Annotated in this window: 7 protein-coding genes; 5 read left to right on the top strand and 2 right to left on the bottom strand. The window is 66.4% G+C overall.

From position 1 onward, the window contains the following. The 4 genes from AC1DP3_RS17775 to AC1DP3_RS17760 form a co-directional block, all read left to right on the top strand. Positions 1-740 (top strand): DUF6541 family protein (locus tag AC1DP3_RS17775; RefSeq protein WP_477295613.1); only part of this gene is annotated, 740 nt, incomplete at its 5' end. 32 nt (positions 741-772) lie between these two features. Continuing rightward, positions 773-1,519: a glycosyltransferase family 2 protein gene (locus tag AC1DP3_RS17770; RefSeq protein ID WP_477295611.1), complete on the top strand. Its 747-nt coding sequence runs from the start codon at positions 773-775 to the stop codon at positions 1,517-1,519. Next, positions 1,516-1,917, top strand: a complete 402-nt coding sequence (locus AC1DP3_RS17765) for a DUF2304 domain-containing protein (RefSeq protein ID WP_477295610.1) — start codon at positions 1,516-1,518, stop codon at positions 1,915-1,917. The genes AC1DP3_RS17770 and AC1DP3_RS17765 overlap by 4 nt, the downstream gene beginning before the upstream one ends. Beyond that, entirely contained in the window at positions 1,914-2,849 is a 936-nt protein-coding gene (locus AC1DP3_RS17760) for a glycosyltransferase (RefSeq protein WP_477295608.1), read from the top strand. The genes AC1DP3_RS17765 and AC1DP3_RS17760 overlap by 4 nt, the downstream gene beginning before the upstream one ends. Here the strand turns inward: AC1DP3_RS17760 and AC1DP3_RS17755 are convergent. Next, positions 2,821-4,077, bottom strand: a complete 1,257-nt coding sequence (locus AC1DP3_RS17755) for a polysaccharide biosynthesis protein (protein WP_477295607.1) — start codon at positions 4,075-4,077, stop codon at positions 2,821-2,823. The genes AC1DP3_RS17760 and AC1DP3_RS17755 overlap by 29 nt on opposite strands. Before the next feature lie 89 nt (positions 4,078-4,166). On the opposite strand from AC1DP3_RS17755, the gene AC1DP3_RS17750 reads away from it, so the two are divergent. Further along, positions 4,167-4,931, top strand: coding sequence for a glycosyltransferase (locus tag AC1DP3_RS17750; protein ID WP_477295605.1), 765 nt, complete (start codon positions 4,167-4,169; stop codon positions 4,929-4,931). Here AC1DP3_RS17750 and AC1DP3_RS17745 read toward each other — a convergent pair. Next, the coding region (locus AC1DP3_RS17745) for an acyltransferase family protein (protein WP_477295603.1) at positions 4,892-5,968 on the bottom strand (1,077 nt) is incomplete at its 5' end. The genes AC1DP3_RS17750 and AC1DP3_RS17745 overlap by 40 nt on opposite strands.

Genomic DNA, 5,968 nt, shown 5'->3' with positions numbered 1-5,968 from the left:
TGTACGTGGTGGCCGCGGTGCTCTATGTCACGGTCGTGGCAGGGCCGTTCCCGCAGCTTCGCGACGCCCTCACCGGTCCCTGGTACAACAATTCTCCCCGTCTGGCTGCGCTCCTGCCCGTCGCCATGGTGCCTCTTGCCGCCTACGGTGTCGCGTGCACGTGGGCGAAGTTCGTCACGAAGCCGACTGTCCGGAGGGTGACCGCCGATTGGCCCCGCGCGACCAGGGTTGCGTCGGCCGTGGCGGTCGCGGTGGTTGGTGCGATCCTCCTGCAGGTGGCCCCGCTGTCGCCGGTTCCCAGGGCGCAGGCCTGGGCCTCGGGCGGCTTCGATGGGGGCCCGAAGGCGGTGCTGCTCTCGGATGATGAACGAGCACTCATCGAGCGCGTCCCCGAGCATGTACCTGAGGGCGTCGCCATCGCGGGCAGTCCGTGGACGGGCGCATCGCTCGCGTACGCTCTCACGGGCAGATCGGTGCTCATGCCTCACACGCTCATGGAGATCACTGACGAAGTCGGCGCCATCAACGACGGTCTCGCCGACGCGACTGCCGGCAGTGAGGTCTGCGAAGCGATCGACGACCTCGACGTCGGATTCGTGCTCGACTTCGGGCTTGCGGAAGTACATGCGGGTCGGCATGTATACCCTGGTCTCACGGACCTCGCGGAGTCGGATGCTGTCCGTCTGGTGGATGAGCAGGGCCGCGCCAGACTGTATGCGGTCGTCGGGTGCGATCGATGAGACAGCAGCCCCGCCGGTAGACTGGCGGCACTATGACCGAGGCGCCAGATCGTGTTCTGATCATCGTTCCGGCGTGGAACGAGGCGAGAAACGTCGGCGCGACGGTCCAGGAGATCCGTGCGATTTCTCCAGAATATGATGTCGTCGTCATCGATGACGGCTCGAGCGACGCGACCGCCGCGACGGCCCGCCAGGCTGGCGCAAAGGTCATCATCCTGCCGTTCAATCTCGGCGTGGGCGGGGCGATGAGGACCGGATTCACCTACGCCCAACGCCATGGCTATCGGCGGGCCATTCAGGTGGATGCCGATGGTCAGCACAACCCCGAGGACATCGGCCGTGTCCTCGACGGGCTCGATCGCGCAGACATATCGATCGGTGCGCGCTTCGCTGACGTCGGTGACTACACCGTCCGCGGTCCACGACGCTGGGCGATGATCGTCCTGGCGCGCGTTCTCTCGCGCGTGGCCAAGACCCGGCTGACGGATGCGACGAGTGGCTTCCGCGCGGCCGGCCCGCGCGCCATCGACCAGTATGTGCGCTATTACCCAGCCGAGTATTTCGGTGACACTCTTGACTCGCTGGTCGCCGCTTGCCACGCCGGGCTCACCGTGACTCAGGTTCCGGTGGCGATGCGTCCCCGCATGCATGGCACGTCGACGCAAGGGACGGTCGGGGCGACGCTCTATCTGATGCGTGCCGTGTTCGCACTCAGCTTGGCGGTCATGCGGCGGGCGCGACCAGCGCCTCCGCTCGCGTCGCGGAAGGTCAGCGAATGATCGTCTTCCTCGGTATCACCCTCGCGCTGGTGATCCTCGTGATCGTCGTACGGCTCCTGCTGACCCGCAAGCTGCGGGAGAAGTACGCCGTCATGTGGCTCGTGATCGGACTTGCCGTCCTGGTCCTCGGGGTATTCCCGCAGCTCCTCCTGTGGCTCACAGAGACCCTCGGCGTTCAAGTACCCGCCAACCTCCTCTTCTCCCTCGCGATCGTCCTCCTGCTCGGGGTCGCGCTGCATCTGTCATGGGAGCTGTCGCAGGCCGAGGACGAGATCAGGCGCGTCGCGGAGGAGGCGGCGATCTCACGCGCCGAGATCGAACGGCTCGACGCGCGCCTCGACGAACTGCAGGCGGGTGCGGGTCGCCGAGATCACGAGACGCCCGGCGAATCCCCGTGACGCCGACCGTCTGGGCGGTGGTCACGGCTTTTCGACCGGATGCCACGATCCTCGATGCACTCGATGCCCTCCGCGACCAGGTGGAGGAGATCGTCCTGGTGGATGATGGAAGCGGGTCATCGGCAGACGACGTGCTGGCGAGCGCGGCCGAGCGCGGCGCGCATGTCGTCCGGCTGGGCGAGAACTCGGGCATCGGAGCCGCACTCAACGCCGGGATAAGCTACGCGCTTGAACGGGAGGCCGACGCGGTCGTCACGTTCGACCAGGATTCGGTCGCTCCGGCGGGCTTCGTCGCCGCGTTGACCGAGACGCACGCGCGAGCCTCCCGGTTGCGCTCAATAGGCCCGGTCGTGCCGGAGTATTTCGCCGATGTCCGTCAGGTGCATCACGAGGAACCCGACGGGACGCTGGTGGCCAGACACGCCATCCAGTCGGGGATGCTTCTGTCGGGCGAGCTCCTCCGCGCCGTCGGCGTCATGCGCGCTGACCTGTTCATAGACCTCGTCGACACGGAGTTCGAGATGCGGTGCACCGCGGCTCGTCGGCCAACCGTCGCCGCCAGGGGACTGCGACTGGAACACAGCCTGGGACGTAAGTACGTCCGCACGGCTTTCGGGAGGCCGTTCCATCTGCCGGGCATCCCCGCGGTTGTGACTCTGAGTACTCCCTTCCGCTACTACTATCGCGTCCGCAACCGCGTCGTGATCAACCGGGAGTACGGGCGTACCCACCCCGGCTGGGTGGCCCGCGACACGGTCTTGGAGATCGCTCACTACTTCAACGCCTGGGTTCTGGCGCGACCACGGCGCGCGCTCTGGGCGGTGTACGCCGGAGCCCTTCGCGATGCCCGTCACCGTCGGATGGGACGCATTCCGGCACGTGTCCATGCTGAGGCCGCATCGGTCAGGTGGGCGGCTCCTCCAGCGGAGTGACGTGCTCGTGGTCCGCAAGGATCACCCGGAGCGCTCGCCGTGCGGGCAGAACGAGAACGACGAACGCGGTCGCCTCGGAGGCGGCCACCCCGAGGGAGATGATCGCCGCGGAGCCTGCTGCGGAGCCCGCGAGCATCGTGAGAAGACCGACCGCAGCCGCTGCCACAGTCGCACCGAACACGACGCGGTAGTGGTGTGACGGAATCAGGATGTTGCGAATGAGTGGGGTCGTCGTCGACAGGAAGAAGAACGCCACGCCGAACAGAGCGCTCGGCACGGGTTGGGCGGCAACGGCCGCCCCGAACAGGAGACCGGTGGCCCAGGGGCCGAGCAGTGCAAGCGCCAGACCGCCGAGGAATCCGAGGCCGAGATGGCTCAGGATCGCAAGGCGATGCCGGCGCCGGACATCCGTCGAAGCTGGATCGAGCACCCATGCCTGAAAGGCATTGCCGAACGCGATGACAGCCATGATCGCGATCCGGTAGGCGCGATCGGCCGAGGCGAACGAACTGGCCTCCGAGGCGCTGAGCCCGGCCGTTGCGATCGGGATGGCTGTGGCGCCGTAGGCGTTGCCAGTGGCGTCGATCGCCGCAGTGGGTACGAGCGTGCGCAGCACCGACACCACCCCACGGGGCTCGGCGTCCCCGAGCGCGTCGCCGTGGGCCGTGAGCCGAGCGTGGATCGCGAACGCCGGGATGGTGAATCCCAACAGCAGTGCCGGATACCAGAGCACTTGGCCGGTGAGCCCGACGATCGGCAAGGAGATAAGTGACGCGGCGAGCTTCGGCGTCGCATCGAAGAGCATCAGCGCACGCGGATTCCCCTGGCCGATGCAGAACCACGCGGGGGTGAAGCCGCCGATGGTCATGGCGACCGCAACGGCGACCGATTCGAGTCGGAATGAGGGGCCGGAGACGAGGAACGTTGCGACTCCGGCCGCGGGAACGGCGATGAGCGAGGTCAGAAGGCGGGAGCGGATGCTCTCGTGAAGGATCACGGCGCGCTCTTGGATCGACGTCTCGCGGGCGACACGGACAGGACCCACGACTCCCCAGCCGAAGAGCACGCCGACCATGCCGAGGATGCCGACGGACTGACCGGCGGAGAAATTCGCCCAGCCCTCGGGCCCGACGATGCGTGAAATGACGGGAAGTATGATGAAGGGGGCCAGCGCCGAGAGGATCGGTGCCCCCGTGAATCCCGCGAGCCTGAGCATGAGCGACCGCATCGCAAGCAAGTCTATGTGCCAGCCTTGCACTCTCCCGCGTCGAAGGGCGGTCCGGCCACGTGAGTGATCACGTCACAGCAAGCGTGTGCATGGCGACCTTCAACGGCGCGGCCTACGTCGAGCATCAGCTGATGTCGATCCTCGCGGAACTCGAGTCGGGCGATGAGATCGTCGTCGTCGATGATGCCAGCACCGACTCGACGGTGGACGTCGTCGAAGCGCTCGGGGACCCGCGCGTTCGTGTCGTGCGCCAGACGGTGAACCGCGGGTATGTTCGCAGCTTCGAGGCCGCGATGCTGGCTGCAAAGGGAGATGTGCTGCTGCTTGCGGATCAGGACGACGAGTGGATGCCCGGTCGGAGGTCTCTTCTCGTCGGTGCCGCTGCCCAGGCAGGCGTCGCGGCATCCAATCTCGTGCTTCTCGGATCGGACGCACCTCTTCCCGCACCGCTCAGTGGCAAGCCATGGCAGCTCCGCGCCGCCACCTCGCGTCAACGATTTCGCAATGAGCTGCGGATCCTGATGGGTGCGGCCCCCTACTTCGGCTGCGCCATGGCTGTGCGGCGCGACATGATTCCGGCGGTGACGCCCTTTCCGCACTTCCTGACGGAGTCCCACGACCTCTGGATCGCGACAATGGCCAATGTCGCCGGGCGCATGCGACACCTCGAGCAGCCGACGGTGCGGCGGCGAATCCACGCATCGAATGCATCGTCGTCCAGACCGAGGGGGGCACTCAGGGTCCTGACCTCGCGCTGGATGCTCGTTCGAGCGTGGGCCGAGGCGCTACGTCGGCGACGCTTCGTGGATCGAGATCAGGCGGATTGGATGTCGCCCGGCGGCCCGACCGGCTGAAGACGCAGGTGGCTGTCCTTCGGTCTCGCGAGCAGCATCGCCGGACGTTCGATCAGCACCCAGCTCAGCCACGCGAGCGCGAACGTGACCACGATCGTGATCAGGATGTAAACGGGCATGCCGAGCGCTGCTCCGCCGATCAGGATGGTGAGCTGCTGCACGGGCCACGCGTAGATATAGAAACCGTACGAGACGTCATTGCGTGCGATCCAGCCGGGCTGAGCGATCCAGGTCGAGAGGGACAGGAGCCCATACGCCAGGAACGGCGCTGCCGCCTGACCGYCCCACCGGGGGATGAGCCAGATGATGGCCACAGTCACCACCAGTGCACAGATGCCGAGGATGCGATTCGTGCCCCACCTGTCGACCAGGAAGTAGATCAGCGATCCTCCGAGGAAGAACGGGAGCAGCCGCGCGAACAGATCGAATGACGGGTCGAGGCCGGCGCGATGTGCAACTCCGATGAAGGCATAGTTGGCGACGCTCACTGCGTAGAGCGCACCGATGAACACGGGGGAGCGGCGGAACACGGCGATGAAGCCGAGCACCCAGATCACGATGTAGCAGAGGAACTCGTAGAAGAGCGTCCACAGCGACCCATTCCATGCCCCGGGATACGGCACGGTCTGGAGCGTGGCCCCGATGTCGTAGTGGTCGACGAAGAGGGTCAGATTCCCCCACACGTACTGGAACGGCGTGATCGGCGTGGTGAAGAAGCCTTCCAGCGAGCCCTGCTCGATGAGCAGGGCGAGCGGCGCGAACACGAATGCGGTGACCAGGAGCACGACGATGAACGCGGGGTAGATCCGCGCCACCCGGTGCAGCAGGTAGTCGCCCGGGGATGTCCGAAGGCGACTTCGGGTGATGAGGAATCCACTGAGGACGAAGAATCCCGCGACCGCCCACCCCCCGAGGTTCTCGCCCTGGATCGACGGTCCCGAGCCCTGGCCGGCGATGTACCAGCTATGGGCGAAGAGAACCAGTGCCGCCAGAATGAGCCGGAACAGGTTCAGGCTGTTGCGTCGATACGGATAAGG

It is taken from the genome of Microbacterium sp. P5_B6 (assembly GCF_056400345.1).
The sequence above is the reverse complement of the archived record's forward strand: the minus strand, read 5'-3'. Positions and strand labels throughout refer to the sequence as shown.

What these genes read in the sequence shown, in the direction of transcription:
- AC1DP3_RS17770 (WP_477295611.1), top strand. Translation starts at nt 773, where the DNA reads ATGACCGAGGCGCCAGATCGTGTTCTGATCATCGTTCCGGCGTGGAAC.
- AC1DP3_RS17765 (WP_477295610.1), top strand. Translation starts at nt 1,516, where the DNA reads ATGATCGTCTTCCTCGGTATCACCCTCGCGCTGGTGATCCTCGTGATC.
- AC1DP3_RS17755 (WP_477295607.1), bottom strand. Translation starts at nt 4,077, where the DNA reads ATGCGGTCGCTCATGCTCAGGCTCGCGGGATTCACGGGGGCACCGATC.
- AC1DP3_RS17750 (WP_477295605.1), top strand. Translation starts at nt 4,167, where the DNA reads ATGGCGACCTTCAACGGCGCGGCCTACGTCGAGCATCAGCTGATGTCG.